The sequence below is a fragment of the Rhodanobacter ginsenosidimutans genome, assembly GCF_042655685.1.
Taxonomy (GTDB): Bacteria; Pseudomonadota; Gammaproteobacteria; order Xanthomonadales; family Rhodanobacteraceae; genus Rhodanobacter; species Rhodanobacter ginsenosidimutans.
On sequence record NZ_JBHSMM010000001.1, the window covers coordinates 883,898 to 908,800 of the forward strand.

Below are 24,903 nucleotides of genomic sequence, written 5' to 3' on the forward strand. Positions count from 1 at the left end.
CCGAATGCTTGCGCCTTGCATCAGCGGGGCTGAAGGATATGTGCGTGTCGCGACTCTTGGCTTGGAGCTCATCTACATCCTCTCACTATCGAGCCCGGCCGGTCTGCTCGCCACCATATTTATAATTGGTTAATTTTCTCAAATCCTTTATACATCAGATGGTTGACGTAATAGAGGCGCTGAAAGTTGCTTGGTAACTCGGCGTGAAATATAATATTGAAAATAGAGTGATATATATATATTGATCAAGAAAGGCGCCCCTTGAAAGGTGCCTTTTTGTTTAGGCAATCTAGGTCCAACTTAGGGTTTGTTGGGCAAAGACTGCGCTATGGACACGAATGAGAGATTGGTCGCGCGCTTTGGCGAATTGATGACGTATCCCCAGCTTGCGGAGCTACTGAAGCGAAGCATCACCGGACTGCGTTACTCGATGTCGAAGCAGGATTCGGAATTCTCCAAGGAGCTTCTGGTTGCTCGGGTGAAGCTCGGTCATCGCGTGTACTTCCGCACCGACCAGGTGGCAGAGATCGTCGACCGAGGCCGCGCGTGAGTGTCGCCGCTATGCATTGGGCATGGAGCCAAGTACTGCCGCCGGCGCCGAAGCTCATCCTGATGGCCCTCGCCGACAACGCTGACGACGCGGGTTACTGCTGGCCGCGCGTAAAGAAAATCGCCGAGCGATGTTCCGTTTCCGAGCGCACCGTACAGCGAACGCTGAGGAATTTTGAAACCTCGGCGCTGCTTAGGGTCATTCGCCGGTTCCGGCCCGAGGACGGTCGCCAAACGTCAAATGGGTACCAGCTAGGTCTGCAGGCTTACCCCGACAGATTGTCGCCCACCCCAGTTTGGCGTCACCCCGCCCACGACATAGATGGCACTCAGGGGGTGACAAAGTTATGTCGGGGGGAGGGTGTCAGAGCTGTGGCACCCCAAGAACCACCACAACAACCATCATTCAAATCACCACCACAACCGGACGAAAGTGGTTCGTGGCTGCGCATGCCTGAGTCACTCGATCCGTTGCTGGTCGACGCGATGGAGAGCCTCTTGCTGCCCTGCGGCCGGGTGATCGGGCAGGCCATTGCGGATGAAGTAGAAGGGCTGGCTGCGAAAGGGATGCTTCGCGCGAGTCCACTCAAGCTTGCCGCTAGCCTGCGTGACAGGGCTTCGGCTGGCACGTTCACTCCCCGGGCTGGTCTTGAGGTAGCGATGAAGCGTGCGGCTGCCGAAAAGAAGCGTATGGAGGAAAACAGAAAGGCTCAGGCCAATGCAGATCGCTTGGCCAAGGAACGCGATTCCGACGGCTTGGAGCGAAGGGAAGCGGCGCGCGTGAAAGCGATGGAAGAACTCAAAAAGCGGGGTTTTGTAGCGTGAACACCCTCTTTCTTTTGATGGCGGAATACGGAACGGCACAGATTCCCCTGGGTCGCTGTGCTCAACTTTTCGGGATGACCCCGGAGGAGGCAGCGAAGCGCGCTGGCCGCGCGGCGCTCCCGGTACCGGCATTTCGAGTCGGGAGCCAGAAATCGCCTTGGCTGGTGGATGCCACGCGCCTTGCGGCATACCTGGATGAGCGCAAGGCCCAAGCCGCAGCGGACTGGCGCCGCATCAATGCGGCCGGCGGGCCACTTTGATACCGGAGTCGTCGTCCGTGGAGCACGATAATTTTTTCAGCGGCTGCTCGCTGCGGGTTCCATTCGGCGCTTGTCCGACGGGAGCGCAACCGATCCATTGTCAGAAGTTTTTTGCGGAGCCCGCAAAAAACTCCCAGGCGATTCCACAGCGGCAACCCGGATGCTCAGGTAGTGGAACATAAAGGAGTGGGATTCACTTTCTCGCGATCAGCCGCGCAGCCGTTGGTATCGCTCAGATGCAACGAATCCCAAAAATACAACCATCGAATCTCAGGTGAATCCCGCTATGGCGACCTCCCAAATCAGCGTTCGTCTCGACGACGGCATGTTGCAGAAGCTAGAAGTCCTGCTGGCAGAACGTGGCGGAACACGTGCTGCCGCGGTACGCGAAGCCGTGCGCGACTGGCTACAGGAGGAGCGGCGGCGCGACGAGCAAGATCACCTAGAAGCGCGGATCGCTGGGTCGTTGAGCCGAACCAGGAAGGAGATAAGCCTCGTGCGCAACGACGTGCACGTGCTGATGGCTTTCTTCGACAGGTTTGTGCGTTCCTACCTCGTGCACACGCCGCCGGTTCCTTTGGAAGCCATCGATGCGCAGGCGGCAACCGCAAGCGAGAGGTACCACAAGCTCATGCGCGACATACCTTCCGCGCTGCAAAATGGCGAAGGGCTCGCGGCGCTCTGGTCAGTTGCGGAGTAACTCCATTTTTGCGGAGTCCGCAAAAATGGGTGCTCAGGGAGAGCTGAAATCTCACCACCGGTGGGCCCCCATGAACGATATGCAATCGCCCTGCAAGCCGCTGTGCGGGCAGAAAGGCACCTCTCAGCAACTGGTCGGCCACTTGGAGCGGCAATGAATTTGCATTTGAACGACGCCAAGATCGGAAGAATCTTGGATCGATATTGCATGTATCTAGAGCAAGAGGAGGGGCTCCAAGCAGCCAAGAGCGACATCGTCGAAGGCATCGTTCTGTACTTTTTGGACGAGCACCCTCAGTTCCGAGCATGGAATGCTCGCCGGCACCCTGGCGACGTTGACGATAGGCAGTGACCCCAGGGCCTTGCCGGCGCGGCCTGGGCCGGTATGACCCCAACAGAGCGCACTCGCGGGCCTGCACAGTGTAACTCGCCTGCCCCCGAGCGCCCAAACCGCCTAATCTTGGAGGGTCACCATCGGCATCACCGCAGGAAGCCACGCGCCCATGACGCAGAAGCAGGAACACCTCGACCAGTTCGTCCAATGGTGCGCCGCCCATATTCGCGGCGACGAAAAGGGCGAGGCGCAAATCTTCCTGGACCGGCTGTTTCGTGCCTTCGGCCAACCCGGCGTCAAGGAAGTAGGCGCGGTGTTCGAGGAGCGGGTGAAGAAAGAGGGCAAGGGCACGAGCTTTGCCGACCTCGTGTGGAAACCCGTCGTGCTGGTGGAAATGAAAAAGCGCGGCGAAGACCTCAGCCGTCATTACCGGCAGGCCTTCGATTACTGGGCGCGGCTGGTGCCGGGGCGCCCGCGCTGGGTGGTGCTATGCAATTTCGACGAGTTCTGGGTGTACGACTTTGAAACCCAGATGGACAGCCCGGTCGACAAGGTGACGCTGGCCGAGCTGCCCGCCCGTTACGGTCCGCTGGCGTTCCTGTTTCCTGATGATGAGGAGCCGGTGTTCGGCAACCATCAGGAAACCGTCACCCGCGATGCGGCCGACAAGCTGGTGGAGCTGTTTCGCGCGCTGATCGGCCGCAAGGTGCCGCGCGATCTCGCCCAGCGCTTCACCCTGCAATCGCTGATGGCGCTGTTTGCTGAGGACATCGGCCTGCTGGAGCGCTATTTCTTCGCCCATTTGCTGGACGACTGCCACACGCCAGCCCAGGCCTACGACCTGATCGGCCAGCTGTTCGTGGAGATGAACACGCCAGGCATCACCGCCGGCGGGCGGTTCAAGGGCGTGCCGTATTTCAACGGCGGCTTGTTCGCGCATCCCGCGCGCATCGAATTGACCGCCGCGGAGATCGAGCTGCTGCGCGATGCGGCGCGGTTCGACTGGTCCAAGGTGCGGCCGGAAATCTTCGGCGCCATCTTCGAGCACAGCATGGATGCCGAGGAGCGCCGCGCCCACGGCGCGCACTACACCAGCCCGGTGGACATTATGAAGGTGGTTGGCCCCACCATCGTCGAGCCATGGCGCGAGCAGATCGAGCGCACCAAAACGCTCAAGGGGCTAGAGCAGCTGCTCGCCCGTATCGAGAGCTTCCGCGTGCTCGATCCCGCCTGCGGCTCGGGCAACTTTCTCTACATCGCCTACCGCGAGATGAAGCGCCTGGAAGCCTCCATTTACGAGCGCATGGGCGAGTTCAAGAGCGTTGATGCGGCGCAGCGTCCGTTCGGCTTCGTCACGGCGCGCAACTTCTACGGCATCGACATCAACCCATTTGCGGTGGAGCTGGCCAAGGTCACCATGATGCTGGCGCACAAGCTGGCTATCGACGAACTGCACATCAGCGAAAACGCGTTGCCGCTGGACAATCTCGACGCCAACTTCCATACCGGCGATGCGCTGATCGCGCCGGACAACAGCCGTACTCCGTGGCCCAGCGCGGATGTGATCATCGGGAACCCACCGTTCCTTGGCGCCAAGCTGCTCAAGCCCAAGCTGGGAGTGGATTACGTGAAGCGGCTGCGCAGGGCCTACCCGGAGGTGCCGGGCATGGCGGACTTCTGCGTGTACTGGTTTCGCCGCGCGGCGGAACTCCTGCCTACCTGTACCGCGCGCGATCCGCTCACCGGACACGCTGGCCTTGTCGGCACGCAGAACATCCGCAACAACGCCAGCCGCGTGGGCGGGCTGGATGTGATCTGCGCCACCGGCACTGTGGTGGAAGCGGTCGACAACCAGCCGTGGTCGGGCGAGGCCAACGTGCATGTGTCCGTCGCCAACTGGGTGCATACGCAGGACGCGGCGCTGCTGCCCGCGTCGCGCCGGCTGTGGTTCAAGGTGGCGCCGACAGCGGGCAAGGCGAAGCGCAAGAAGCGCGGGGGCGGACGTGCGGACAAGGAGTTTGAGCTGGATATGCGCGAGGTCGCGCATATCAATGCGGCTTTGTCAGACAAGGTCGACGTGGGTAGCGCATTGCAGTTGGCATGCAATGCCAATCCGCAAATTGCCTTCCAAGGCATCACTCCGGGTCATGCCGCCTTTGTTCTCACAGAGCAGCAAAGGATCTACTTCAGCGGATCGGAGGCTTGCTTGATAGCCCCATATCTCGTTGGTGATGAGGTTTTGGGTGACGAGCCGAATCGCCGATATCTGCTCGATTTTGGCCAGCGAAACATTCTTGAAGCGAGGGCGTTTCCCCGAGCCTTTGAGCATGCACGGAATGAGGTGCTGCCAGCGCGCGAAAAGGCTGCTGACGAAGGTCGGGACGAGGAGGGCAACATGCGTTCCCACCACCGCCGGTTTCTTGAACGCTGGTGGCAACTTTCATGGGGACGTGCGGACATGCTTGCGGCTCTAGCGCCGCTGAGCCGTTACCTCGTCTGCTCGAGAGTGACGAAGCGCCCTATTTTTTCATTTGTGGATGCATCAATCCGGCCGGGCGATGCCTTGCAAGTCTTCGCGCTCGAAGACGATTTCAGCTTTGGCGTCCTGCAATCCGCGCCGCACTATCAGTGGTTTCACGCGAAGTGCTCAAACATGAAGTCCGATCCTCGCTACACCTCGGAATCGGTCTTCGACACGTTCCCATGGCCGCAGTCGCCCACGAGGGCGCAGGTGAACGCGGTTGCCGAAGCAGGACGCGCCGTGCGCGCCGTGCGCGCCACCGCCTTGCAATCCATCCACGGCGGCCTGCGCGCGCTCTATCGCACGCTCGATCTGCCGGGCAGGAATCCGCTCAAGGAGGCGCACGCCGCGCTGGATGCGGCCGTGCTGGCCGCCTACGGCTTCAGCGCGAAGAAAGACCTACTTACGCAACTACTGGCGCTAAACGCGGCTGTAGCGGAGCGTCTTGCGTCTGGACAATCCGTTTGTGGTCCAGGCGTGCCACCGACCTATTTGGCCGGCCCTATGCTGGTCAGTGCTGACGCTTTTGGCCGACCCTAGAACGCTGATGAAAACCTGCTGTTGGAATGAGGGCGGCTGTTCTGTTACGAAACGAATACGTTCAAAAAGGGAGGCGTCTATCGCCCAGTAGCGGTCCGGCTAACCGACACTAATTGCGGATGCCCGCTTTCGTCGACCAGTGCCCCGGTAACCAATGCGGACGCTAGCGAAAGGCGCCTTCCGGCCGAAGGCCGACATCAAGACCGCCAACGTGGGTGGCTGCTCTAGGCTAGGTAATGACAGTCAGACCTAGAACGCGAAAGCACTCGCTGTCTAAAGTTGCTATCCAACTCTGACAGAACGGATCTATATAGTGCCAAGAATCTGCTGGACAAAGACAGTTTGGCTAACGTCATTGGATGGCACTATTCATCGCTCTTAAGCGAACATAGCCTCGCACTGAAATATCTGTTGCTACACTTGACGGCAGCCCTCAACAAAGGGGCATTAGTGCACGAGACAGGGGAATATCCGTGTTACGCCCTATTCGCAAACGTAAGCTCGACGGTACGCTTTATTTCAGACGAGAAAAGGTTGAGGCTGAGATTCGAACCTTGGGGGAAATTAGCGCCACCGAACTGGAACGTCGGGCCGGCCTGTGGCAGGTCAGCGACCCCGGATTCGTTTCTCCGGAAGCGCTGCTGTACTTCGTGCGCAACGCGACCGCCGGCACTCACCGCGAGAAGCTGACCGAGAAGCTTTTAGTCCGTGTGGCCCGCCGAGTCCCGTCAGTCTCTAACTCCGGCGGCGAAACGGTCTCGTTGACTAGAATGAACATTCGCGAGGACGTTCGCGACCACTTCATCGACCTCCTGCTCAGCGACCGGAAGCAATACGACGAGCGTCTCGACTACTACGAGGTCAACTTCAACAGCGCAGTGGCGGCGGATCGCCTCGACGCGAGCGACCGCCACTGGAAGCACGAGAATCGGACCGCTGAAATCGAGATCGAGGAGGGTGAGGTCTCAGCCCTAGTCGAATCAGCTGTCGGCGGCTACAACCCGTTCGATGCCGACGAACTCGACAAAAAAGATTACCGGCTCCTCCTTGACGAGGCGATTGACAGCCTACCTGAGTTCCAAAGGAGGATCGTCGTGATGTGGCGGCAAGATATTCCTATCGAGTCCAACGACCCCTCGATCGAGTCCATCAGCAAAGTCCTGGGTAAATCGGAGAAGACCATTCGCACGCATCGTGACAAGGCTTTTGCGTCCCTAAAGCTGCGCCTTGAGCGCAAGGGGAAGATGTGATGACCAAGCAGCCTCAAATCACCATAGACGATGTTCTGAAGGCGTTTGCCATGGACTTCGAGCCAGGAACCGGTGTCCTGCAGCGATACCTCGCCCAGTACCCTGAGTATTCCGTGGCCCTGATAGACCTCTCCATGGAGCTGACACGGGAGTTCGACGATGACCGCCCCCCCGGCACTGCTGAGTTCGACCTCGTCGCCGCAGGTATGGCGCGCCTCCGGGAGAACACGATAACGCTTCAGTCCCTGCAAGCTGCCCCAGCAAAGGCGTTTGCCAACGCCATCAAAGTGCTGTCCTTGCCTATGCAGGTTGGCCTTGCGTTTCGAGAGCGTCGGATAGACGTCGCAACCCTGCCCCAGCGCGTTCTTGCGAAGATGGCTGAGGCGCTGCAGACATCGACCGAGACGCTTCTCTCGTATCTCGCTCTTCCTCCCGAGGCTCCTCTGGCTCGCGCAAGGAAGTCGGCCGTCAAACCAGCAGCTCCTGAGAAGGTGTCGTTCGAGAGGGTCTTGCAAGACGCCGGCGTCGATGAACAGAGCGTCTCGAACCTACTCCGCGAGGAGTAGCCATGGACCCGGTAGAGTTGGCTCGGCAGCACGCTCGGCAACTGCACCATGAGGCCGTCCAGCGCGGACGCAACCCGTGGTTCCCGTACGAGTTCGCTGTCAGCATAGCAAACGACCTCGGTATCACCGTCGAGACCTGCGCTCCCGGTGCCGCGCTGCTCGATGGCGGTCGGGCCTCCTTTGACCCAGACCTTCGCCTCATCGTCCATGAGGCCGAAGGCTCGCCTTTCGACCAAGCGTTCCTGGTTGCGCACGAAATCGGGCACGCCGAACTGGGCGATGGAGAAGAGGAGCCCGAGCCAGCGATCCACATCGACCCAGTCCGCAGCTCGGAAGCCGCTCCGGTCGGGATGGACCGAGTCGTCGACTACAGTCGACGGCAACGGCGGGAGGTACAGATGGATCTCTTCGCGAGGGAGCTCCTCCTCCCGAGGCCCGTGGCGTTCGACCTACATGTGGCTCAAGGCCTGACGTGCTCCAACATAGCCGCACGCCTGGGGGCTCCGTTCGAGGCTGTCGCGCAGCAGATGCTGGACGCTCTGTTGCTACCTGCCGTACCGGTAAGCGCCGAAGCGGACTCAGTCGAAATCCCTCTGAACAACAAGCAGCGAACCGCCGCCGCCCACCGCGGCGCGGCATTCCTGCTCCAGGCCGGGCCAGGCACAGGGAAGACACGCACGCTGGTGGCGCGCGTCGAAAGCCTGCTAAACGAGGGCGTTGACCCTAGGCGTGTCCTCCTCCTGACCTTCTCGAATAAGGCCGCGGGTGAGATGGCCGAGCGGATCGCGCAGAAACGCCCGCAAGAGGCGGCCGCACTGTGTATCGGCACGTTCCACAGCTTCGGCTTGGACATCCTGAGGCGGTTCAACGACAGGTGCGAGCTGCCAGCTGACCCTCGACTGATGGACCGCACCGAGGCCGTTGAGTTGCTCGAAAACGAGTTCCCGCGTCTCGGCCTGACGCACTATCGGAACCTCTACGACCCATCGCAGACGGTGGCCGACATCTTGGCCGCCGTCTCGCGTGCCAAGGACGAAGTGGTTGGTCCCCAAGCCTATCTCGTCCTGGCTCAGGCGATGCGTGCGGCAGCGTCCGAGCCGGCTGCTATCGAAGCTGCCGAGAAGGCTGTGGAGGTTGCGAGGGTCTACGTGCGCTACGAGGAACTCAAAATGACCGCGGGGTGCGTCGACTTCGGCGACTTGGTCATGGAGCCAGTGCTCCTTCTTGAACGCGATGAAGCGGTGAGGACCCAACTTCAGAGCGACTACGATCACGTCCTGGTCGACGAGTATCAGGACGTGAACCGAAGTAGCGTGCGGCTCCTTAAGGCCCTCAAGCCCACCGGGGAGAACCTGTGGGTCGTTGGCGACGCCAAGCAGTCCATCTATCGCTTCCGGGGCGCCTCGCCCTTCAACATGGGACGCTTCGGCCGCGAGGACTTCCCTGGAGGCGTTCGAGACAGCCTGGACATCAACTACCGCTCTACATCAGAAATCGTCGACGTCTTCTCCACCTTTGCGGCCAGCATGAGTGCTGCCGACGGGCCTACCGCGCTTGAGGCCGAACGTGACTCTGGTGGGGCTCAGCCAGAGGTCATCACGGTCGCCGATGGCTCGCTCGTGACGCCGGCGCTCGTCGACAGCATCGAGCAATTCCGCGCAGCGGGTTTTCGGTATCGCGACCAGGCAGTTCTGTGCCGGGGCAACGACCGGCTGTCAGACATGGGGCAGGAGCTTGAGCGGGCCGGCGTGCCCGTCCTGTTCCTGGGCAGCCTCTTCGAGCGCACTGAGATAAAGGACCTTGTCGCGGTTCTCTTGCTCCTCGTGGACGGGCGCGCCATGGGCTTGATCCGCACCGCCTGCTGGCCCGAGTTTGCGATGGCGCTTGAGGACACCATGCGTGTGTTTGAGCGCCTTCGCGGCGCCGAAGTTCAGCCTGGCGCGTGGCGGCAGGGGTCACCAGATGTCACTCCAGCCGGGCAGGCCGCCCTAGCTGCCTTGAGTACCGTGCTGGACGGCTTCGACGCCACGTCCCAGCCCTGGACGGTGCTTGCGACCCTCCTGCTCGACCGAACCAGGCTAGCGGCACGCATCGCCTCGTCGTCCAGCGTTCCCGACCAAGCCCAAGGCATCGCCATCTGGCAGTTCATGAACTTCGTGCGGGTCCAGCCCAACGGGCAGGGCCTGCCGATCCAGCGGCTGGCCGACCGCATCCGGAGGCTTCTGCGTTTGCGGGACGACAGGGATCTCAGGCAACTGCCCGCCGCGGCCCAAGGCATCGACGCCGTCCGCCTGATGACGATCCACGGCTCCAAGGGCTTGGAGTTCCCTGTGGTCCACATGGTGGGCGTGAATCAGGACTCCATCCCCGGCGCTATCCGCCCCTCCAAATGCCCGCCGCCGAACGGCATGGTCACAGGATGGGAGGGCGGCCCGGACGAAATTGCCCGGGCTGCGCATAACGAGGAGCAGGAGTGCCTCTTTTACGTGGCGATGTCGCGGGCCAAGGACCATCTGGCGTTTTACGGCGCTACGGCGAAATCCAACGGCACCTCTAGGCCGCTGTCGAAGTTCCTAGACCGCATCGGCGCCGTCAGCCGGCGGCCGGTCACACCATCGACGGTCCTGCCTCCGGCCCCAGATCTTGCGCACATACCTGTGGTCTTCTCGGGGACGCCGCGCTTCAGTTCCGAGGCGGTCGCACTCTATGAATCGTGCGGGCGGAGGTTTCTCTACACGCATTTGCTGCAGGTTGGTGGCCGCCGGCGCATGAGCGTCTTCATGCTGATGCACGAGGCGATCCGGGAAGTCTATCGGGCGGTTATCACCCAGGGAACCACCTCGCCTGACCATTGCGACGCGCTTCTCGCGCAGGCATTCGTCACCCACGGACTTCACGAGCATGGCTACGTCGAGGACTACCGCGCCATGGCCTCCACGATGCTGCGCTACTTCTTGGAGTCGCGAGCAGGCGCGCTGGTCGAGGCGCCTACGGCGCTTCGCATCGCTTTCGACAGCTACGAAGTGGAGGTCAGGCCCGACGAAATCCTGGTGCGTGACGGCGTTCGAACGTTGCGTCGGGTCAAGACGGGGCACGCTAGGAGCCAGGAAAGTAAGGACGTCGGCGCCGCGGCGTTCGTCCTCGCGGCCCGTGCCGCTTTTCCTGATGCGGTCGTGGAGCTGGTGTATCTGGCCGACGCAGAAGCAAAGCCCTTGGGGCTGTCAGCTAGGGAGCTGAGCAACCGTCAAGTCAAGCTGGGCAACATTCTGCGCGACATCCGCGGGGGCACCTTCCGGGCCGAGGCATCAGACATGACGTGTCCCAATTGCCCGGCCTTCTTCGTGTGCGGCACCGTACCGCCGGGCACCTTGGTAAAGGCCTTCTAAAAAATTTACCGGCCGGGTCCGGTAGGTCCGATTGAGTAGGTGTAGGGGAGCAATGAAGCTTCCTACAAACCTCAAAAGGGCCATATGTCTATCTCGAACTACGACGACGTTGGTGACGCAATCCGTGAGGGTCGTGCTTTGCGGGAGGCCGCTGCCTACCGCATCCGCTTCGGCCTGGAAGGGTTGACCTTCCGCAACATCGATGTGCCGGATCCGGTTCCCACCGGTCGGCAAATCTTGGCCAGCGCTGGCTTGGATCACCGCGCTGATTACATTCTGTACGCCTACTTGGACACGGGCGACTTCGAGGACGTCCGTCTCGACGAGACCTTCGACCTCCGCGGTAAGGGCGCCGAACGCTTCATCGCGTTCAAGTCTGACCGTGACTTCAAGTTCTCGCTGAATGACCGACAGCTGGCGTGGGGTCACGCCGACTTGCTGGGTAGCTTCCTGTACGACCTCGCTGACGCGTCGCCCGACGAGGCGGTGTTCCTAGAGGTTCGCGGCGGGGAGGACCGGATCATCGACCCGGACGACCGTGTCAACCTCGAAGGACCGGGCATCGAGCGCTTCATCACGGCGCCGAAGCCGCAAACGGGCTACGTCATCTTGGTCAACTCCGTCGAGGAGACCGTGTCGGACAAGCACGTCACCTTCGAGCAGGTGGTCAAGCTGTCGCATCCGAACGCGCCTCCCGAGACCAACGTGAAGTTCTCGATGACCTACCGCAATGCGGCCTCGTTCCCCCACGCCGGCGAACTCGGCGAGGGCGGCTCTGTTGAAGTCAAGAAGAAGGGGACTGTATTCAATGTCACGCGCACTGTTCAGTCTTAATCCCGACCTGGCCCGGCTCCGCTCGGACGGCTATTTCATGCGCATCCAGGGGAGCCTCCTGGTGATGCTGGAGGTGCCTTACGTCGATGCCCAGCGCCAGGTGCGCTTCGGTACCTTGGTATCGAACCTCGACCTTGCAGGTGATCGCACCCGCAAGCCCGAGACTCACGTCATGCACTGGGATGGAGATTTCCCGTGCAATGCTGACGGGGCACCCTTGCAGGGCATCTCGCATGCCGCGCCGAATTCGGACCTCGGCCACGGGTTGAAGGCGCGGTACAGCTTCTCCAGCAAGCCGAGCGACCTAGGCTACCCAAACTACTACGACAAGATGTCGACCTACGCGACCATCGTGTCTGGGCCGGCCGCGGTGCTGCAACCTGGCATCAGCCCACGCGTGTTCCGCGGCGGCGACGAGGATGATGAGGCCAGCGTGTTCAATTATCTCGACACGGCCTCTAGCCGTGTCGGCATTGGCGCGCTGACCAGTAAGCTAGAGCAGGAAGTCGTAGCAATCATTGGCCTAGGGGGCACTGGTGGCTACATCCTCGACTTCGTCGCGAAGGCGCCCGTAAAGCAGATTCGCTTGTTCGACGCCGATGACTTCCTATCGCACAACGCCTTCCGCGCGCCTGGCGCGCCGTCACTGGAGGAGCTGCGGGATGCCCCGAAGAAGGTGCATCACCTGAAGGGCATCTACGAGCGTATGCACCGCGGCATCGTAGCGCACCCTGTGGAGATGAAGGAGGAGACTCTCGGCCTTCTGGACGGCGTCACTTTCGCGTTCCTCAGCATGGACGCGGGCGAGGAGAAGCGCGCCGTCGTGGCTAAGCTCGAAGCGCTGGACGTGTCGTTCATCGACGTCGGCATGGGGCTGGAACTCACCAATGGCAGCCTCGGTGGCATCCTGCGCGTCACGACCAGCACGCCAGCGAAGCGTGACCACGTGCACCAGGGCCGAATCTCCTTCGCGGGCGGCGGTGGCCGAGACGTCTACGCATCCAACATCCAAGTGGCCGACCTGAATGCCCTGAACGCTTGCCTGGCGGTCGTGAAGTGGAAAAAGCTGCGCGGCTTTTATCGGGATTTGGAGCTTGAGCACCAAACCACCTACACCACAGACGGCGGCATGCTGCTCAACGGAGATCAGTCGTGATGCGGCACCAAACCCTTGAGCACCGGTTCGTTCGGAACGCACCACGCGAGCTGGAGCCGGGTGTGCTGTACGTTTCGATGGAGTACGCAACTGCGGTGCACTCGTGCTGCTGCGGCTGCGGGGAGCGCGTGGTGACTCCGTTCACACCGACTGATTGGTGGATGACGTTTGATGGGGAGTCTGTGACGCTTCGCCCCTCAGTGGGCAACTGGAACCAGGATTGCCGCTCGCACTACGTGATCGAAAAAAATCGCGTCATCGAATGCGGTCACTGGTCTGATACGCGCGTTGAAGCTGAAAGGCGCCGCGACAAGCGGGCGAAAGCCGGGTACTACGACCGAGCGTCGGCTCTTGTGCGATCCGCCGCGACGTCGACTGAATCCGCAAATGGTGATGCGCAAACTGGGGGTCTATGGTCTCGCTTTCGGAAGTGGCTTTCGAGATAGCCGACCCTGCCTTCCAGCAACCTATGGCTCCATTGCTGAGCTAGCTACGACTTCATGTCGCTGAGTAGGAGTTCACCTGGGGAACAGAAGGGCAGCAACTCGGCGCAGAGAGGGCATTCATACACTTTGGAGTAATGCCCGCTTTGGGTCGGTTGCGGTCGTTCGTCAGCCGTCGGCTCTAGGTGCTAGCCAGCAGCGGTACGACGGTCAGGGATTACCGGAACGGATGGCCAACCAAGCCGGAATACGCACTAACTGCTTTTGGCGCTGGCGGGATGCAGCCCTGTGTGCGGCCCCTTCAAGTAGCGCAGAACGCCATGAAGGTCGGTCGCTGAGACAGCTAGCTGGTGATCTTCCGCATTACCTCTCCGGTTGAGGTGTACAGCGTGCAGGCCGGCGGCAGTAGCACCCTCGTAGTCGCAACGCCAAGTGTCGCCGATCATGAGCACCTCCTGAGGAAGAAGCTGCAGACGTCCGCAGAGAGCGTCGTAAAAGCCGCTGTCCGGCTTCATAAATCCGACCTCGAAAGACATACACGAAACGTCCAGTAGCGGCCCAAGCTTGTCTTCGATTGGGCGCGCATAGGGCAACGCAAGGTTCGAGGCGACGGCAGTGCGGATGCCGAGCGTCCTGAGTTCTTCCAGAACCCCTTGCGCTTCTGGATAGGGCTGGGTAGATGCGAGTTCTGCTTGCAGATCTGCATAGAGGACGTCCATATCGCTGGCCTCAAGAGTCAAGCCGCAGAGGCGGACCATTGCGTCTAGCTCGATCGGTTCGCACATGGGCGATCTCGCCAGCGGTTGCGCGGCAGCCTTCGCGAGCTTGGCGTAGGGCCGTCGCTTGTCGTGTATCTCGACGAGGGTCCCGAATGCGTCGAATGCGACGGCCTTGATCTCATATTGCATCGGGGTTCCTTATTCAAAGGTTCATGGCGAACGCTCGTGACAACAGATCTACCCAAGCCTTCGCCCATCTACCGGTCTGGCACGTCTTCCGGTTTCAGATGGGTGTAGCGTTTGAGCGTGGCCCAAGATTCGTGCAGCGTGAACTGAGCTACCTCTTGGATGCTGTGACCGCGTTCGAACAGTCGCGACGTAGCTTCGTGACGCAGATCGTGGAACCGCAGATCCTTGATCCCGAGCAGCTTGCAGGCGCGGGTGAAGGCCGCACCGATCGACTTGGGGTTGTAGGGGAAAACGAGGTCGCTATCCGCGGGCTGGCGATGAACGATCTCCCAGGCTGCCGGCGGCATGCGAAAGCTACGGCGATTACCGATTTTCTGCCGAGGGTGTTTCACATCGTCAAGCCAGGCGATGCCCTTCTCCGGAACAAGGTCAAGGCGACGCAGGCGCGTGATCTCCTCCTGCCGTCGCGCGGACGCTAGTGCGAACTGCACTATGTCCGCCATAGGGATCTCGGCGCGCCCATCTCGCGACCGGAAATACTCCAGCAGCCTCTCTTCTTCTGTGTTGCTGACGCGTCGATCGCGTTGCTTCGATTTCTGGATCACCTTGCGACTGCGGAGCTCATGGCGGGCATCGTCCAGCTTCGTGAGGTCTACAGGGATGCCCAACGCAGATCGTGCTGACTTCAGTATCTGGCCAATCCAGATGAAGTCGTTTCCTACGGTGGCTGGGCCTGCTCCTTCATCGCGCCTTTCGGCGGCGTGTTGCAGGTAGTCCGCGACTGAGAGGTTGGCGGCTTTCTTCGCTGCGATGGGGTAGCCACGAAGTCGGTTGAGATCCGCCTCCTTGGTCCTCCCCCAGTTCGCGGACGCTTTGACCTCGGTGATGTACCAGTCGATAAGTTCCCTCAACGTATGGCGCACGCCCAGTGGTTCGCCGCGGGCGCGCTGCTGATCGAGTTCTGATTCGCGCCGTCGCAGCCACTCCGTGGCGAGCGCTTTCTTTCCGAAGGTCTGTGCCTCGGTATGCACCAAGGCGCCGTCCCGCTTGAGCCTGATTTGCGCGGTGTACCCTATTGAGCCGTTGCTTCGACGGCGCTGTACGATAGTGCCCATATGGCAGTGCTACATGGTTGCTTGTGTAGCAATTATCGTAGCACTGCAGCACCAAAAACACTCGAAAAATGCCGGAAATTCCCGAAAACGCAACCGCTCCAGATGTCCAGAAAAGCCAGTTGCACGGCCAAGAATCGCCAGATTCGAGCGATTGGCGCGTCTGCGTGGCCCCGATGATGGACTGGACCGACCGCCATTGCCGCTATTTCCACCGCCTGCTGTCGCCGCGGGCGCGCTTGTATACCGAGATGGTGACCAGCGCGGCGCTGGTGCGTGGCGGGCAGTTGCGGTTGCTGGAGCACAGCCAGCAGGAACATCCGTTGGCGTTGCAGCTGGGCGGCAGCGATCCGCGCGAGCTGGCGCTGGCGGCGCGGCTGGGCGCCGATGCGGGTTACGACGAGATCAACCTCAATGTCGGCTGCCCCTCCGATCGGGTGCAATCGGGGCGCTTCGGCGCCTGCCTGATGCGCGAGCCCGCGCTGGTGGGCGATTGCGTGCGGGCGATGCGGCAGGAGGTGGACATCCCGGTCACCGTGAAATGCCGCATCGGTGTGGACGACCAGGATGATTACGCCGATCTGCAGCAATTCACCGAAACCATGCTGGAGGCGGGCGTGGGCGTGCTGGCGGTGCATGCGCGCAAGGCCTGGCTGCAAGGGCTGTCGCCGAAGGAGAACCGCGACATCCCGCCGCTGGATTACGAACGGGTCTACCGGCTGAAGCGCGAGTTTCCCCAGCTGATCGTGATCATCAATGGCGGCATCGTCACGCTGGAGCAGGTGCAGGCGCATCTGCGCCAGGTGGATGGCGTGATGCTCGGTCGGGCGGCGTACCACGATCCTTACCTGCTGGCGCAGATCGAGGCGGCGCTTTACGGTCAGCCGCTTCCTTCGCGCAGCGACATCCTCGGGCACATGCGGCCTTATATCGAGGCGGAGCTGGCGCGCGGGACCGCGCTGAAACACGTCAGCCGGCACCTGCTGGGGCTTTATCAGGGCGAGCCGGGTGCGCGCGGGTTTCGCCGTGTCATCAGCGAGAACGCGCACCTGCCGGAGGCGGGCTGGAACGTGCTGGAACAGGCGGCGTTGCAGGTCAATTGATGGGGGGCGTCGACGCGCCCGGCCGGGCGCTATTCAGGCCTTGTTACCTAGGCTGCACAATTGGGCAGGTAACGTGCGGGCGGTTGAGAATGAACATGGGCAGGAGCGTGGCGCTGACGGCGCTGCTGATGTGGGCCTTCGCGGCCATGGCCGAGCCACCGGTGACGCCGGCGGTGACGCTGGACCAGGCGGTGAGGCAGGTGCAGAGCGATACCGGCGGCAAGGTATTGTCGGCCGAGCCGCATCGCCTCGGTCGGCGCCTGGAGTACCGCATCAAGGTGCTCACGCCGGAAGGACATGTGCGGGTGGTCGCGGTATCGTCGGAAACGGGAAAGACACCGGGCTCGACCCGGTCAACCAGAAGTTCGTCCGGCAAGGCCGGAGGCAGCAAGGAGAAACACTGATGCGCATCCTGTTGGTGGAGGACGAGGCGCCATTGCGCGAGACGCTGGCGGCCCGCCTGAAGCGGGACGGTTTTGCGGTTGACTCGGCGCAGGACGGCGAAGAGGGCATCTACCTGGGGCGGGAGGTGCCGTTCGACCTGGCGATCATCGACCTGGGCCTGCCCAAGATGTCGGGCATGGAGCTGGTCAAGGCGTTGCGCGAACACGGCCAGCGTTATCCCATCCTGATCCTCACCGCGCGGGGCAGCTGGCAGGACAAGGTCGAGGGGCTGAAGCACGGCGCCGACGACTACTTGGTCAAGCCGTTCCACGTCGAGGAACTGCTGGCGCGCATCAATGCGCTGGTGCGTCGCGCCAGCGGCTGGTCCAAGCCGGTACTGGCCTGCGGCGTGATCAAGCTCGACACCACGGCCCAGACGGTGTCGGTGGAAAGCAAGCTGGTGGATTTGACCAGCTACGAATACAAGGTGCTGGAATACCTGATGCTGCATGCGGGTGAGCTGGTTTCCAAGGCCGACCTCACCGAGCACATCTACCAGCAGGATTTCGACCGCGACTCGAACGTGCTGGAAGTGTTCATCGGCCGCCTGCGCCGCAAGCTGGACCCGGAAGGCACCCTCAAACCCATCGAGACGGTACGTGGACGCGGATATCGCTTTGCCATCCCGCGCACCGACGGCGACGACGAGTAACCCGGTACCGCCGCGCCGCCCGCTGTCGCTGGCGGCGCGCGCGGCGATCGCCACCGGCTTTGCGCTGGCGGCGTTCCTGGGCATCGTCGGGCTGACCCTGTCGCAGGCCCAATACCGGGCCGCGCGCAGCAGCCTGCAGGATCGGCTGCAGAATTTCGTGATCGCCTACCTGGCCGGCACCGAGGTGACCCGGTACGGCAAGGTGTTGCTGCCCGATTCCCCGCCCGACCCCAATTTCATGCGGCCCGGTTCCGGCCTGTACGCGATGGCGCTGGGCGAGCGTGGCTACCACTGGGAGTCCTCGTCGGCGATCGGCCGTGATTTCCATTTCCTGAAGCCGCTGCAGCCGGGCGAAAGCCAGTTCGTGGGCCCCGTCGATACCCGCATGGGCCGGCTCTATTACTACGCTTACGGCGTGGCCTTCGACAGCTCGGACAACCGCTCGGTCAAGCTCACCTTCATGGTGGCGCAGACGGAGGATCAGTTCGAAGGCGAGAACGCGGTGTACCGGCGCACCCTGGTGATGTGGCTGGCGATCCTGGGCGTGATGCTGATCGTGCTGCAGATGCTGTTGCTGCGCTGGAGCCTCACCCCGCTGCGCAAGGTGGCCAACGACATGAGCCGGGTCGAGCGCGGCGACAGCGAACACCTGGACAGCCAGTATCCGCTGGAGTTGACTGGCCTCACACACCGCATCAACGCCTTCATCGACAACGAGCGCGAGCAGCGCACGCGCTATCGGCACACACTGGCCGACCTGGCGCACAGCCTGAAGACGCCGCTGGCAGTGATCCGTTCGCAACTGGAAACCACCGGCGAGGAAGAAGAGCGGCGCAGCGCCGTGCTCGACCAGGTGCGCCGGATGGACGAGCTGGTGGCCTACCAGTTGTCCCGCGCGGCCACCTCCGGTCGCCAGACGTTCGCCAGTGCGGTGCCGATCGCCGGCCACGCCGAGGATCTGGTGCAAAGCCTGGAAAAGGTCTACGCCGCCAAGAACGTCTTGTGCGAATTCGATATCGACGAAGGCGCCGTGTTCTACGGCGAGCAGGGCGACTTGCTGGAGTTGCTCGGCAACCTGCTGGAGAACGCCTTCAAATGGGCCAACCATCATGTGTTGCTGGTGGTGAAATCAGAGCCGCAGCCCGGTCGCCTGCGGCCGAACCTGGTGCTGAGCGTGGAAGACGACGGCCCCGGCATCGAGGAAGACAAGATCGACAAGGTCTTGCAGCGTGGTGTGCGCGGCGACGAGAGAGTGCAGGGCCATGGCATCGGGCTGTCCATCGTGCAGGACATCGTGCGGGCGTATCGCGGCGAGCTGGGCGTGGACCGCTCGCCGGAATTCGGCGGTGCCCGTTTCTGCGTGAAGTTGACCCACGCCTGAGCGCGGCGGCTTTCGGTTACTGGATCGAGCCCGGCAGCAGCGACTGCCAACCCAGGTGCGAACGACGGCCGGAAGTGGATGGCGTGGCCGATCCCCCGCCGGAACGGTTGCTGTGCGTATCCGGCCGGTTGGTGTCGTTTCCGGCCGCTTCGTCCGGCGTCGGGCATTCGCGTGCGGGGCAGGCGCCATCGGCGTCCGCCACGATGCGCGCCCCACGGTCAGGCGACATGCGCGCGCTGTTGGTGGGGTCGGCCTGATTGGCGTGCACGGTCAGCGTGGCGGCTACGCCCGCCAAGCCCACCACACAGCCAATGAACCAATGTTTTACATTCATGGCGACTCAAATCCTTGATCCGCATGCGAAGGTCCGGGATCGTGTCAGAAATGTTCGGGCAGTGCCAGTGCCTTGAATAACTTGGTTTTAACAACTGGATCTGCCGCTCCCTGAACTGTCCCGTTACTATCTGCGCAATGTGCATTTCTCTCTCCGTTTCACTACGGTCCCGCCGTTCCCGCGCCGCCACGAGCGGCGGTTTCTGATGGCGATCGAGGCGTTGTTGCCGCTGTTGGCCAGCGGGGAGACGGTGTCTGGCGTGGAATTGGCGGCGCGGGCCGGATTGACCCGTGCGGCCATCTGGAAGCAGATCGAAACCCTGCGTGCGCTCGGCTTGCCGGTGGAATCGGGCAGCGCCGGTTACAAGGTGCCGTGGCCGCTGCAGGTGCTGGATGCCGCGCGGATTCGTGTCGCGCTGAGCGCCGATCATGTCGCCGCCCTGGGTGGGCTCGAGGTGCACTGGCAACTCGATTCCACCTCCAGCGAATTGCAGCGGCGCATCGCCGCCGCCGCGGACCTCAGCATGGTGTTTGCCGAAACCCAGAGCGCAGGGCGCGGACGCCGCGGGCGCGCGTGGTTGTCGCCGCCCGGGCTCAACATCCATCTGTCCTGCCTGAAGCGTTTCGATGCCGGTTTTGCCGCCTTGTCCGGCCTTTCCCTCGCCATCGGCGTGATGGTGCTGCGGGCGCTGGAGCAACTGGGCATCGCGGGGGCCGGCCTGAAATGGCCCAACGACGTGCTCGCCACGGAAGGCAAGCTCGCCGGTGTGTTGGTCGAACTGAGCGGGGAATACCAGGGGCCGTGTGCGGCGGTGATCGGCGTAGGTCTCAACGTGCGTCTGACGCCGCAATTGCGCGAGCAGGCGGGGCAGCCGGTATGCGATCTCGCTGCATTGGCTGATGGAACGCCGCCGGATCGCAACCGCGTGGCCGCCGCGCTGGTCGGGGCGTTGATCGACGGTCTGCAAGCGTTCGAGCGCGATGGTTTTGACGCCTTCGCCGCGGATTACGCGCGTTACGACCTGCTGCGTGGACAGCCGCTCACCGTCAGCGGTGGCCAAGGGGAATTCGAAGGCACCGGTGACGGCGTGGACAGCCGCGGCGCCCTGCTGGTGCGCCTGCCGGATGGCGAAAGGCGCAAGGTCGACAGCGCCGACGTCTCGGTGCGCCGCGCATGAAACTGCTGCTGGATATGGGCAACACCCGCCTGAAATGGGCGCTGACGTCGGACCGCTGGCTGGCGCACGGCGCCGTGGGTTGGAACGAGGACCTCGACGCGGCGCTGACCGAAGGACTGACGTCGTGGCCGCGCCCCGACATCGTGCTGGCCGCTTCGGTCGTGGATTCCACTCGTGAAGCCCTGATTGCCGCGATCGTCATGCGGCTGTGTGCGCAGCCGATCGACTGGCGACGTTCGCCCGCGGCGGCCTGCGGCGTGCGCAATGCGTATGCCGAGCCGCAGCGGCTGGGCGTGGACCGGTTCCTGGCGATGGTCGCGGCGCACGCGCATGGTGGCGGGCCGCACGTGCTGGTCGGCGTGGGTACGGCGTTGACCCTGGATGCGCTGGCAACCGACGGTCGCCACTTGGGCGGCTTGATCGCGCCCGGGCCGATGCTGATGCAGCAGACCCTGCTCAGCGCTACCGCGCAGGTGCGGATGGACGCGGCGGGCCGGGTCCAGGAGCGGGCGGACAACACCACCGACGCGGTGGTGTCCGGCTGCTGGCTGGCGGCCGTGGCGCTGATCGAACGTTTTGTCGGACAGTCGACCGATGACCTTGGTGCGCGCCCCACGCTGTGCCTCAGCGGCGGCGACGCGGAGCAACTGGTGCCGCTGCTGTCCATGCCGGCGCAGGTCACCCACAATGCGGTGTTGCGCGGCCTGGCGTTGTGGGCCGATGCGGACGAGTAGCATCCGGTGAAGGCGTTAGGCACGGGTATGGGGGTTCGATGTTTCTGCGTTTGATGTTCGTCTTGCTGATCGCCCTCAACATTGCCGTGGGCGCGTGGCTGCTGCTGGGCCAGCCTTATTCGCGCACCGGCATGGCTACCGACCCAGGCGTGCCCGAACTGCGCCTGCTGTCCGAATTGCCCGAACCGGCCGCACCCGCGACCGTGCCTGATCCGGCTCCCACCGCACCTCCCGCTTCCGCGCCCCAACCGGTGGTCGCGGCGAAGATCGAAGGCCCGGCGCCCGCGCCATCGTGCGTGGCGCTGGGCCCGTTCACCACGCCGGAGGATGTGCGGCGGGCGCGGGAAGCCCTCTCGGGCCAGGCCAGACGCATGCGCTCGCGGCAGGAGCAGGTCAATCAATCGCATGGCTGGTGGGTTTATCTGCCCGCCATGGCCACCCGCGCCCAGGCGCTGGCGCGGGCACGCGAACTGGCCGAGCACCACATCGACGACTATTTCGTGGTCAGTTCCGGTGAACAGCCCAACACCATCTCGCTGGGCTTGTTCAAGGATCAGGGGAATGCGCGCAAGCGCCGCGCCGAGGTGATCGCCGCCGGTTTCCCGGCCCAGGTGACCGAGCGCAGCGAAACCGTGGCCGAATACTGGCTAGACCTGGTGCTGCCCGGTGATGCCGGCACCCGCTGGCGCAGCCGCGTGCCGCGCGGCATCGATTCCCGCCGCATCCCCTGTTTCTGAAGCGAGCCGCTCGCACATGGCCGGGAATAGCCCCGCCTGCTAGAATCCGCCGCCAGTGCGCCGGCATAGCTCAGTTGGTAGAGCAACTGATTTGTAATCAGTAGGTCCCGGGTTCGACTCCTGGTGCCGGCACCACACTCCCACACCGCTCACGTTTTGCCTATCGCGGCAACGGGTCTGTCACCAAATCGTGCAGGTCGAGCCGCTAGACTGGTTCTTGATTCGTTATCAAGAGATCGCTGGCATGAGCAGCAAAAACCTCTCCCTGATTGGTGTGCCGACCGACATCGGCGCTGGGCATCGCGGTGCGTCAATGGGCCCGGAGGCGTTGCGGGTGGCGCAGATCGCGGAGAAGTTGACGAAGCTGGGGTTGCAGGTGGTCGATCGCGGCAATCTGCAAGGGCCGTTCAATCCGTGGCTGCCGCCGGTGGATGGGTATCGTCACCTGGCCGAAGTGGTGGCGTGGAATACGGCCGTCCATACGGCTATTTATGAGGATCTTGCCAACGGCAAGCTGCCGATCATGCTGGGCGGCGATCATTGCCTGGGCATCGGCTCGATCAGCGCCGTGGCGCGTCATTGCCGCGAGCAGGGCAAGTCGCTGCGCGTGCTGTGGCTGGATGCGCACACCGATTTCAACACCGCCCAGGCCACGCCCTCAGGCAATGTCCATGGCATGCCGGTGGCGTGCCTGTGCGGCTACGGGCCGGACGTGCTGACCGGCATCGGCGGCACCACTCCCGCGGTGACGCCCGCCGTGTTTCGCCAGGTTGGCATCCGCTCGGTCGACGAGGGCGAGAAGAAGCTGGTGCGCGAGGCGTGCGTGGCGATCCATGACATGCGCCAGATCGACGAGATCGGCATGCGCCGGGTGATGGAGCAGGCGCTCGATGGCATGGATGAAAACACCCATCTGCACGTCAGCTTCGACGTCGACTTTCTCGATCCCAGCATCGCGCCCGGCGTGGGCACCACCGTGCGCGGCGGGCCCAATTACCGCGAAGCGCAGTTGTGCATGGAGATGATCGCCGACACCGGCGCTCTGGCGTCGCTGGACATCGTCGAGTTGAACCCCGCCTACGACAAGCGCAACCAGACGGCGAAAGTGGCGGTGGATCTGGTGGAATCGATGTTCGGCAAGTCCACCCTGCTGCGCGGTTGAGGGTATGTCGTAAACTGGCGTTTTCCCCGCGCAGCACAGCATGAACACACGAGTCCTCACCGGCATCACCACCACCGGCACTCCGCACCTGGGCAACTACGTGGGTGCGATCCGCCCGGCCATCGCGGCCAGCCGCGAGCCGGGCGTGGACGCGTTTTTCTTCATGGCCGATTACCACGCGCTGATCAAGAGCGGCGATGCGGCGCGGATCGAACGCTCGCGGCTGGAGATCGCCGCCACCTGGCTGGCGGCGGGGCTGGACCCGGAAAAAGCCACGTTCTACCGGCAGTCGGACATCCCCGAGATTCCCGAGCTGACCTGGTTCCTCACCTGCATCACCAGCAAGGGCATGCTCAACCGCGCGCACGCGTACAAGGCGGCGGTGGATCGCAATGCGGAAACCGGCGAGGACGCCGACGCGGGCATCACCGCCGGGCTGTACATGTACCCGGTGCTGATGGCGGCCGACATCCTGGCGTTCGACGCCAACCAGGTGCCGGTGGGGCGCGACCAGATCCAGCACATCGAGATGGCGCGCGACATCGCACAGCGCTTCAACCATCTGCACGGCGGCGAGTTCTTCGTGCTGCCGCAGGTACAGATCGACGAGCAGGTGGCCACCTTGCCCGGCCTCGACGGCCGCAAGATGTCCAAGAGCTACGACAACACCATTCCGCTGTTCGCCGGTGGCAAGAAGGCTTTGCGCGACACCATCATGCGCATCGTCACCGACTCGCGCGCGCCGGGCGAGCCGAAGGATGCGGACGGCAGCGCCTTGTTCACGCTGTTTCGCGCGTTCGCCAATGAGTCCGAAACGGTCGCTTATCGCCAGGCGCTGGAAGCAGGGCTGGGCTGGGGCGAGGCCAAACAGGTGTTGTACGAACGGATCGAAACCGACGTGGCGCCGATGCGTGAGCGCTACGAGGCGCTGATGGCCGATCCGGCCGGCATCGAAACGATCCTGTTGCGTGGTGCCGCCAAGGCGCGCGCCATCGCCACACCCAAGCTGGCGGCGTTGCGCGAAGCGTTGGGCTTGCGTTCCAGCGCCGCGTCCGGTGCGTCGAGCACGACGAAGAAAGTTGCCGGGGCGGGCAAGCTGCCGCGCTTCGCCAGTTTCCGCGATGCCGATGGCAAGTTCCGCTTTCGCCTGCTGTCCGCTGATGGCGAGCAGTTGCTGCTGTCGATGGCGTTCGCCGATCCAAAGGCAGCGGGCGCCTTGCAGAAACGCATCGGCAGCCTGGGCGCCACCGGGGCCGTGCTGCAGATGAAGGAGCAGGGCATGACGCTGGACGTGGATGGCGAGGCGGTGGCGGAAACCCCCGATTACGCCGACGCATCCGCCCGCGATGAGGCGCTGCTGCGCTTGCGCGAGGCGCTCGGCCAACTGGCCACCAAGGCATGACATACCGCATGGTGCGGTGGAGTATCTGATCGATGCGTTATCTGGCCCTGATGCTGCTTGCGCCCCCCTTGCTGATCCTGTGCTGGGGTTACTGGGCATATCCGAAAAGCCTGCCGCGATCGGCGGGCCGGCGCACGTTCGACGTGGCGGCCTTGCTGCTGGCACTGGTTACTGCGGTGCAGTGTGCGTTGCTCGGTTTCGATCACGCGGCGTTGCCGTCGGTGGACGGGTTCGGCCGCGCCAGCGGTGCCATCTGGCAACAGGTGCTGCCAGCGCTGTATGGCTACGGCGCGTTCGCCGCAGTGTTGGCGGTGGCGATGGTCTGGCGTCATCTGTGTTGGGGACGTCGCCGCTGATTTTGCCGTGACAGTCATCGTGCATCGCGCATGACTTG

24 protein-coding genes, 1 tRNA gene and 1 pseudogene are annotated in these 24,903 nt (G+C 63.0%); 23 read left to right on the top strand and 3 right to left on the bottom strand.

Annotation, left to right across the window (positions count from 1 at the left end):
• Window positions 1-370: 370 nt before the first annotated feature.
• From ACFPK0_RS03675 to ACFPK0_RS03730, 12 genes and pseudogenes are all read left to right on the top strand, one after another.
• Window positions 371-550: a hypothetical protein gene (locus tag ACFPK0_RS03675; RefSeq protein WP_377338445.1), complete on the top strand. Its 180-nt coding sequence runs from the start codon at window positions 371-373 to the stop codon at window positions 548-550.
• Window positions 551-561: 11 nt separating this feature from the next.
• Window positions 562-717: pseudogene (locus ACFPK0_RS03680) on the top strand (helix-turn-helix domain-containing protein); the annotation flags it as partial.
• Window positions 718-999: 282 nt separating this feature from the next.
• Entirely contained in the window at window positions 1,000-1,374 is a 375-nt protein-coding gene (locus ACFPK0_RS03685; RefSeq protein WP_377340322.1) for a hypothetical protein, read from the top strand.
• On the top strand, window positions 1,371-1,634 hold the full coding sequence (locus ACFPK0_RS03690; protein ID WP_377338447.1) for a pyocin activator PrtN family protein: 264 nt from the start codon (window positions 1,371-1,373) through the stop codon (window positions 1,632-1,634). Before ACFPK0_RS03685 ends, ACFPK0_RS03690 begins: the two co-directional genes overlap by 4 nt.
• 286 nt (window positions 1,635-1,920) lie before the next feature.
• The gene (locus ACFPK0_RS03695) at window positions 1,921-2,334 is read left to right on the top strand and encodes a CopG family ribbon-helix-helix protein (RefSeq protein WP_377338449.1); all 414 of its coding nucleotides are present in this window, start codon (window positions 1,921-1,923) and stop codon (window positions 2,332-2,334) included.
• 502 nt (window positions 2,335-2,836) lie between these two features.
• Window positions 2,837-5,728 (top strand): DNA methyltransferase, encoded by a 2,892-nt coding sequence (locus ACFPK0_RS03700; RefSeq protein ID WP_377338451.1) that lies wholly within the window; start codon window positions 2,837-2,839, stop codon window positions 5,726-5,728.
• A gap of 473 nt (window positions 5,729-6,201) precedes the next feature.
• Window positions 6,202-6,978, top strand: coding sequence for an RNA polymerase sigma factor (locus ACFPK0_RS03705; RefSeq protein WP_377338453.1), 777 nt, complete (start codon window positions 6,202-6,204; stop codon window positions 6,976-6,978).
• Window positions 6,978-7,544: a hypothetical protein gene (locus tag ACFPK0_RS03710; RefSeq protein ID WP_377338455.1), complete on the top strand. Its 567-nt coding sequence runs from the start codon at window positions 6,978-6,980 to the stop codon at window positions 7,542-7,544. The genes ACFPK0_RS03705 and ACFPK0_RS03710 overlap by 1 nt, the downstream gene beginning before the upstream one ends.
• A gap of 2 nt (window positions 7,545-7,546) precedes the next feature.
• On the top strand, window positions 7,547-10,930 hold the full coding sequence (locus tag ACFPK0_RS03715; protein ID WP_377338457.1) for a UvrD-helicase domain-containing protein: 3,384 nt from the start codon (window positions 7,547-7,549) through the stop codon (window positions 10,928-10,930).
• 84 nt (window positions 10,931-11,014) lie between these two features.
• Window positions 11,015-11,764, top strand: coding sequence for a multiubiquitin domain-containing protein (locus tag ACFPK0_RS03720; RefSeq protein WP_377338459.1), 750 nt, complete (start codon window positions 11,015-11,017; stop codon window positions 11,762-11,764).
• Window positions 11,739-12,920 (top strand): ThiF family adenylyltransferase, encoded by a 1,182-nt coding sequence (locus ACFPK0_RS03725; RefSeq protein ID WP_377338461.1) that lies wholly within the window; start codon window positions 11,739-11,741, stop codon window positions 12,918-12,920. Before ACFPK0_RS03720 ends, ACFPK0_RS03725 begins: the two co-directional genes overlap by 26 nt.
• Window positions 12,920-13,366 (top strand): ubiquitination-like system serine protease family protein, encoded by a 447-nt coding sequence (locus ACFPK0_RS03730; protein ID WP_426698207.1) that lies wholly within the window; start codon window positions 12,920-12,922, stop codon window positions 13,364-13,366. Before ACFPK0_RS03725 ends, ACFPK0_RS03730 begins: the two co-directional genes overlap by 1 nt.
• Window positions 13,367-13,617: 251 nt before the next feature.
• On the opposite strand, the gene ACFPK0_RS03735 is transcribed toward ACFPK0_RS03730, so the two are convergent.
• Together ACFPK0_RS03735 and ACFPK0_RS03740 are read right to left on the bottom strand one after the other, a co-directional pair.
• A complete protein-coding gene (locus tag ACFPK0_RS03735) occupies window positions 13,618-14,271 on the bottom strand; it encodes an HAD family hydrolase (protein WP_377338463.1) in 654 nt (217 codons plus the stop codon).
• 68 nt (window positions 14,272-14,339) lie between these two features.
• Window positions 14,340-15,386, bottom strand: coding sequence for a tyrosine-type recombinase/integrase (locus ACFPK0_RS03740; protein ID WP_377338465.1), 1,047 nt, complete (start codon window positions 15,384-15,386; stop codon window positions 14,340-14,342).
• 68 nt (window positions 15,387-15,454) lie between these two features.
• Here ACFPK0_RS03740 and dusA point away from each other — a divergent pair, with 68 nt between their 5' ends.
• From dusA to ACFPK0_RS03760, 4 genes are all read left to right on the top strand, one after another.
• A complete protein-coding gene (dusA, locus tag ACFPK0_RS03745; RefSeq protein ID WP_377338467.1) occupies window positions 15,455-16,486 on the top strand; it encodes a tRNA dihydrouridine(20/20a) synthase DusA in 1,032 nt (343 codons plus the stop codon).
• Window positions 16,487-16,575: 89 nt separating this feature from the next.
• Window positions 16,576-16,890, top strand: coding sequence for a PepSY domain-containing protein (locus ACFPK0_RS03750; RefSeq protein WP_056081801.1), 315 nt, complete (start codon window positions 16,576-16,578; stop codon window positions 16,888-16,890).
• Entirely contained in the window at window positions 16,890-17,582 is a 693-nt protein-coding gene (locus ACFPK0_RS03755; RefSeq protein WP_377338469.1) for a response regulator transcription factor, read from the top strand. The genes ACFPK0_RS03750 and ACFPK0_RS03755 overlap by 1 nt, the downstream gene beginning before the upstream one ends.
• On the top strand, window positions 17,548-18,963 hold the full coding sequence (locus ACFPK0_RS03760; protein WP_056081795.1) for an ATP-binding protein: 1,416 nt from the start codon (window positions 17,548-17,550) through the stop codon (window positions 18,961-18,963). The genes ACFPK0_RS03755 and ACFPK0_RS03760 overlap by 35 nt, the downstream gene beginning before the upstream one ends.
• 16 nt (window positions 18,964-18,979) lie before the next feature.
• On the opposite strand, the gene ACFPK0_RS03765 is transcribed toward ACFPK0_RS03760, so the two are convergent.
• A complete protein-coding gene (locus tag ACFPK0_RS03765; RefSeq protein WP_377338471.1) occupies window positions 18,980-19,297 on the bottom strand; it encodes a hypothetical protein in 318 nt (105 codons plus the stop codon).
• Between the two features lie 205 nt (window positions 19,298-19,502).
• Here ACFPK0_RS03765 and ACFPK0_RS03770 point away from each other — a divergent pair, with 205 nt between their 5' ends.
• The 7 genes from ACFPK0_RS03770 (at window position 19,503) to ACFPK0_RS03800 (ending at window position 24,865) form a co-directional block, all read left to right on the top strand.
• Window positions 19,503-20,474: a biotin--[acetyl-CoA-carboxylase] ligase gene (locus tag ACFPK0_RS03770; RefSeq protein WP_377338473.1), complete on the top strand. Its 972-nt coding sequence runs from the start codon at window positions 19,503-19,505 to the stop codon at window positions 20,472-20,474.
• On the top strand, window positions 20,471-21,208 hold the full coding sequence (locus ACFPK0_RS03775) for a type III pantothenate kinase (protein WP_377338475.1): 738 nt from the start codon (window positions 20,471-20,473) through the stop codon (window positions 21,206-21,208). The genes ACFPK0_RS03770 and ACFPK0_RS03775 overlap by 4 nt, the downstream gene beginning before the upstream one ends.
• Window positions 21,209-21,246: 38 nt before the next feature.
• Window positions 21,247-21,945 (top strand): SPOR domain-containing protein, encoded by a 699-nt coding sequence (locus ACFPK0_RS03780; protein ID WP_056605880.1) that lies wholly within the window; start codon window positions 21,247-21,249, stop codon window positions 21,943-21,945.
• Between the two features lie 59 nt (window positions 21,946-22,004).
• Window positions 22,005-22,080: transfer RNA gene (locus tag ACFPK0_RS03785), tRNA-Thr, on the top strand.
• Window positions 22,081-22,189: 109 nt separating this feature from the next.
• The gene (gene rocF, locus ACFPK0_RS03790) at window positions 22,190-23,107 is read left to right on the top strand and encodes an arginase (RefSeq protein WP_377338477.1); all 918 of its coding nucleotides are present in this window, start codon (window positions 22,190-22,192) and stop codon (window positions 23,105-23,107) included.
• 40 nt (window positions 23,108-23,147) lie between these two features.
• Window positions 23,148-24,509 (top strand): tryptophan--tRNA ligase, encoded by a 1,362-nt coding sequence (locus tag ACFPK0_RS03795; RefSeq protein ID WP_377338479.1) that lies wholly within the window; start codon window positions 23,148-23,150, stop codon window positions 24,507-24,509.
• Window positions 24,510-24,541: 32 nt separating this feature from the next.
• Window positions 24,542-24,865, top strand: coding sequence for a hypothetical protein (locus ACFPK0_RS03800; RefSeq protein WP_056081774.1), 324 nt, complete (start codon window positions 24,542-24,544; stop codon window positions 24,863-24,865).
• Window positions 24,866-24,903: the final 38 nt, after the last annotated feature.

Bases quoted from the DNA above. Each gene is read 5' to 3' on its own strand.
- ACFPK0_RS03675 (WP_377338445.1), top strand. From the start codon at position 371: ATGACGTATCCCCAGCTTGCGGAGCTACTGAAGCGAAGCATCACCGGA.
- ACFPK0_RS03685 (WP_377340322.1), top strand. From the start codon at position 1,000: ATGCCTGAGTCACTCGATCCGTTGCTGGTCGACGCGATGGAGAGCCTC.
- ACFPK0_RS03695 (WP_377338449.1), top strand. From the start codon at position 1,921: ATGGCGACCTCCCAAATCAGCGTTCGTCTCGACGACGGCATGTTGCAG.
- ACFPK0_RS03700 (WP_377338451.1), top strand. From the start codon at position 2,837: ATGACGCAGAAGCAGGAACACCTCGACCAGTTCGTCCAATGGTGCGCC.
- ACFPK0_RS03710 (WP_377338455.1), top strand. From the start codon at position 6,978: ATGACCAAGCAGCCTCAAATCACCATAGACGATGTTCTGAAGGCGTTT.
- ACFPK0_RS03715 (WP_377338457.1), top strand. From the start codon at position 7,547: ATGGACCCGGTAGAGTTGGCTCGGCAGCACGCTCGGCAACTGCACCAT.
- ACFPK0_RS03720 (WP_377338459.1), top strand. From the start codon at position 11,015: ATGTCTATCTCGAACTACGACGACGTTGGTGACGCAATCCGTGAGGGT.
- ACFPK0_RS03725 (WP_377338461.1), top strand. From the start codon at position 11,739: ATGTCACGCGCACTGTTCAGTCTTAATCCCGACCTGGCCCGGCTCCGC.
- ACFPK0_RS03730 (WP_426698207.1), top strand. From the start codon at position 12,920: ATGCGGCACCAAACCCTTGAGCACCGGTTCGTTCGGAACGCACCACGC.
- ACFPK0_RS03735 (WP_377338463.1), bottom strand. From the start codon at position 14,271: ATGCAATATGAGATCAAGGCCGTCGCATTCGACGCATTCGGGACCCTC.
- ACFPK0_RS03740 (WP_377338465.1), bottom strand. From the start codon at position 15,386: ATGGGCACTATCGTACAGCGCCGTCGAAGCAACGGCTCAATAGGGTAC.
- dusA (WP_377338467.1), top strand. From the start codon at position 15,455: ATGCCGGAAATTCCCGAAAACGCAACCGCTCCAGATGTCCAGAAAAGC.
- ACFPK0_RS03750 (WP_056081801.1), top strand. From the start codon at position 16,576: ATGAACATGGGCAGGAGCGTGGCGCTGACGGCGCTGCTGATGTGGGCC.
- ACFPK0_RS03755 (WP_377338469.1), top strand. From the start codon at position 16,890: ATGCGCATCCTGTTGGTGGAGGACGAGGCGCCATTGCGCGAGACGCTG.
- ACFPK0_RS03765 (WP_377338471.1), bottom strand. From the start codon at position 19,297: ATGAATGTAAAACATTGGTTCATTGGCTGTGTGGTGGGCTTGGCGGGC.
- ACFPK0_RS03770 (WP_377338473.1), top strand. From the start codon at position 19,503: ATGGCGATCGAGGCGTTGTTGCCGCTGTTGGCCAGCGGGGAGACGGTG.
- ACFPK0_RS03775 (WP_377338475.1), top strand. From the start codon at position 20,471: ATGAAACTGCTGCTGGATATGGGCAACACCCGCCTGAAATGGGCGCTG.
- ACFPK0_RS03780 (WP_056605880.1), top strand. From the start codon at position 21,247: ATGTTTCTGCGTTTGATGTTCGTCTTGCTGATCGCCCTCAACATTGCC.
- rocF (WP_377338477.1), top strand. From the start codon at position 22,190: ATGAGCAGCAAAAACCTCTCCCTGATTGGTGTGCCGACCGACATCGGC.
- ACFPK0_RS03795 (WP_377338479.1), top strand. From the start codon at position 23,148: ATGAACACACGAGTCCTCACCGGCATCACCACCACCGGCACTCCGCAC.
- ACFPK0_RS03800 (WP_056081774.1), top strand. From the start codon at position 24,542: ATGCGTTATCTGGCCCTGATGCTGCTTGCGCCCCCCTTGCTGATCCTG.